The organism is Intrasporangium chromatireducens Q5-1, assembly GCF_000576575.1.
GTDB lineage: Bacteria > Actinomycetota > Actinomycetes > Actinomycetales > Dermatophilaceae > Intrasporangium_A > Intrasporangium_A chromatireducens.
In genome coordinates, this window is sequence record NZ_AWQS01000325.1 from 1 (window position 1) to 3,557 (window position 3,557).

General features: G+C 67.8%; 5 protein-coding genes. All 5 read right to left on the bottom strand.

All coding sequences use genetic code 11. The features are described 5' to 3' along the window. Positions 1-138: 138 nt before the first annotated feature. A complete protein-coding gene (locus N864_RS20345) occupies positions 139-522 on the bottom strand; it encodes a cupin domain-containing protein (protein ID WP_034721697.1) in 384 nt (127 codons plus the stop codon). 179 nt (positions 523-701) lie between these two features. Further along, positions 702-1,055 carry a type II toxin-antitoxin system HicB family antitoxin gene (locus N864_RS20350; RefSeq protein WP_240474431.1) on the bottom strand — a complete coding sequence of 118 codons (354 nt, stop codon included), beginning with the start codon at positions 1,053-1,055 and terminating at the stop codon, positions 702-704. 394 nt (positions 1,056-1,449) lie between these two features. Further along, positions 1,450-2,343, bottom strand: a complete 894-nt coding sequence (locus N864_RS20355; protein ID WP_081794084.1) for a tyrosine-type recombinase/integrase — start codon at positions 2,341-2,343, stop codon at positions 1,450-1,452. A 191-nt stretch (positions 2,344-2,534) separates the two neighbouring features. After that, positions 2,535-2,981 (bottom strand): hypothetical protein, encoded by a 447-nt coding sequence (locus N864_RS20360; RefSeq protein ID WP_155893035.1) that lies wholly within the window; start codon positions 2,979-2,981, stop codon positions 2,535-2,537. Positions 2,982-3,144: 163 nt separating this feature from the next. Then, a partial coding sequence (locus N864_RS20365; RefSeq protein WP_034721702.1) for a cold-shock protein occupies positions 3,145-3,557 on the bottom strand: 413 nt, incomplete at its 5' end.

A 3,557-nucleotide genomic window follows, 5' to 3' on the forward strand; every position in this document is an offset into this window, starting at 1 on the left:
GAAATGACCCACGGATGAGTCAGAAGGGCCCGAAAAGGTGGTCGCTCGCGGCGGAGAGACGCACATGGATCTGCGCCCTCATGGCCCAGATGCAGAGCCACGGTAGGCAACGCTCACAGCTGGCGAAAGCGTCACCCTTCAGGTGCGATCAGGGCCGTCGACGTTGAACACTGCCTCCCCGCTTCCGGCCCTGACGACGATAACCGTAGCCTCCGCCGAGGCCGGGTTCCCCTCGCGATGGACGGTGTGCGGTGGCACGAAAACAAAATCGCCGGGGCCGGCATCAATCACGTCTTGGCCTCCAGGTCCGGACTCCATGCGCAACAGACCCGAGACGACGTAGATGTGACTCTCGTAGTCTCCGTGGTGGTGCCACCCGGACACCATCCCGGCCTCCGTCCTGACGTGGCCGGCCCAACTTCTCTCCGTGCTGACGGCCTGCTCCCTGCGCATGCCTGGTGTCAGCTGGCCTTCTGAGCGATCTCCCGGTCGGATCAGCTTCACGCGCCTCTCGTCGCCCATGGTGACCTCCCTGTTGCCCGCGCCTTGCTCATCGTTCGACGCTGCTCGTGAACGCACGGATTGTCAAGGCGCTCATGACCGCATCAGTGTGAGTTCACCGAGATGCCGCTGATCGGAAAGTTCGACAGGCGGCGGTTGGACGCGCCTCGGACAGCCGGCTATTGAGTGCGCGTCGAGCGTTAGCCGTCGATTATGAGCTTGCGAACGACCCACTGGTTGATGCTCAGGTTCTCCTCAGCCGCGCGGAGAGCGACCTCCCGGTGCAACTTCTCGCCCAGTCGGGGGTTGAGCTTGCCGGAGTAGCTGCGTTCGGAGATCGGATCTGCCACGTCCTCGCCTTGTTCCTGCATGTCGGCGACGACGTCTGCCAGCACGGCTTCAAGGGCTTGGAGGGCCTCGACCTGAGAGGGTGCCGACCAAGAAAGGGACAGGAACTCCGCGACGGTGGCAACGAACTCGCCGTCCTCCACCGACCAGGCAACGCGGTAGGTGTAGTGAGGCACGTCGACCTGCGGCCGCTGCATCGTGTCCATCACTTGCCCTCCTTCTTGTCGATCGCCTTGAGCACTTGGCGAACTTGGTAGGCCCTTGGCCTTGCCCTTGTCGTTCTGGATGTTGACGCGGGGATCACCCGGCCATGGGGTCTTGAACACCGCAGGTGATGACCCCGTCTGACGGGGCTCGCCGAAGTAGTGTTCGCAGACCTTGGGGAGGTCCGTTGGAGGCGATGTTCTGTGGGTTGTTGCGCATCGCCGCAACGATCGACTTCACCGGGGCCACAACCCAGGTGTACTACTCGCAGTTCCACTCACCACGGCGGGCCCCGTTGCCTGGGGCCGGATCTGACCAGGACGCGACGCCCGGGGCTGGACTGGGACCGACGCGAGGCTAGGAGCGCAGGTGGTCACACACCGGCGACGTAGGCGGTCAGGAAGTGGACGCCGTGCCGGTCGAGGTTGCCGCGGGCGCGCGGTCGTAGTGCTCGGTCGTGCGGGGGTCGGCGTGGCGGGCGAGGATCTGCGCGTCGCGAAGCGGGACGCCGGCGTCGAGAGCGTTGGTGATCGCGGCATGCCGCAGGGAGTGCGGGCTGATGTGCCGTGGGATCTGCGCGGCCGTCGCGATCCGGGCGACCATCCGGTAGACGTCGCGTCGGTCGATCGGCTGGCCGGAGACCGGTCGCAGCACGAGCGGGCCGCTGGTGCGCTGACCGCGGCACGCCTCCAGGACCCGCAGTACCGGGACGGTCAGCGGCATGGTGGCCGGCTTGTTGCCCTTGCCGACCAGGTGCAGGACCCGGTGGCCGCGCAGGGTGTCGGCGTAGTCCTCGATGCGGACGGCTGCGGCTTCGGAGGCGCGCAGGGCGTTGATGCCCAGGAGGTAGGCCAGCGCGCCGTGATGAACCGTGAGCGTCTGGGCGACCTGAAGGAACCGGATCAGCTCGAGCCGGTCCAGGCCCTGGGTGCGGGTCTCGTCCCGGTGGATTTTCGGCAGCCGGGCGTAAACTGCCGGGTCCGCGGCGATGAGGCCGTCGATGTGCGCGAACCGGAAGAAGCCGCGCACGCCGTGCATCATCGTCACGACCGTGGAGTCCATCAGGCCGCGATCACCCAGACCGCGGATGTACAGCTCGACGTGCGCGCGCTGGATCCCGACCAGCGGGTCGAGCCCGCTGCCCTCGCACCAGGCGAACCACTCCCGCAACTGGTAGGCGTACAGGACGTGGGTGTGCCCGGAGTAGCGGGCGAGGTACGACACGGCCGCCAACTGAGCGGTCGTCATCGCCCCCGGCTGGAACGGTAGAAGGTTGGTTGGGCTGGACATTGGCGTCACCTCACGCGGCTAGCTGACCAGCGGCCCAGGCCCCGCTCGCCGCCATCGCGGCCGGGGCAGCCGGGCTCCTCGACGCTAGACCCCTCTGGTCGTGTCCGCTCGCGGCGATAAGACGCATTTCTGGGGATCGCTCGGGTTGCGGCATGTCCTGACGTCCTGCCTCGCGGTGGAGGGGTTCCTCGTCAGGTGAGACGCTGTGGCCAATAGCCCGGCGGGGCGAGGCGCTCCAGGTCGGCGTGGAGGGCGTCGCTCATCATACGGCCGGGTAGGCCGGCACACCCGCTCAGCGCGATGGTGACCGCTTGGTCCTGCTGGTTCGGTGTATGGAAGGCCACACGCACCGTCGATCCGAAGTCCGCCGGACAGGTGATGGGGCCCCTGGGGAGGTCGCGGGTGTCATTGACCAACTCGGCAAGCCGCCTCGCGTCTGCGGCGTTCGTGTTCGTGCGCTGATCCGGTCCGCCGCTGTTCATGCCGGGATGCCAAACCAGCACGGCTCCGCTCACCGGCCCACCGACCAGGCTGTCGTCGAAAGCGCGGCCTAACAGAAACCACCCGGCACTCACGACCGCTACGACGATCACAGGCGTGTAGAACCTGAGCCGCCAACGATGACGCCGCCCCGTCACGTTGCCACCTCCCGCGTTCCCTTACGAAGGCCGCCGCCCCGGCCGATTCAATACAACGGGAGTTCGGTGCGGCTAGCACCATACTCCCGCACCAAGAGCGGCATGAGCGTGCGACGAGATCGAGACACGCCTAAGCACCAGGTCCGCCGGACCGCCGTCCCGTTCACACTCGTTCGACGCGGTCGGCCTGTGGTCCTCGATCGCTCTGTCGCACCTGGTACCGGACCCGATCGCCTGGGTACAGCACCTCGGCGCCTCTAAGAACCGACACGTGCACGAACAGGTCCGCGCCTCCCGCGTCCGGGGCGATGAAGCCGAACCCCCGCTCCACGTCGTAGCGGGTGACCACTCCCTCACCGCCACGCGCCGGGACGCGGGATGCCTCCCGGTGCCCCGACCGAGCGCGGGAGGTCGACGCCGCGGGTGCGCCCCGCGGTGTCGAGCTGCGCGCGAGGCGCACGTCGCGAGCCTGCGGGCCCCTCTCGCTTGCGACGATGTCGTAGGTCACCCGGTCCCCCTCGCCCAGCCCGGGGAGCCCGTCGGCCAGCGCCCGGACGTGCACGAAGACGTCAGGGC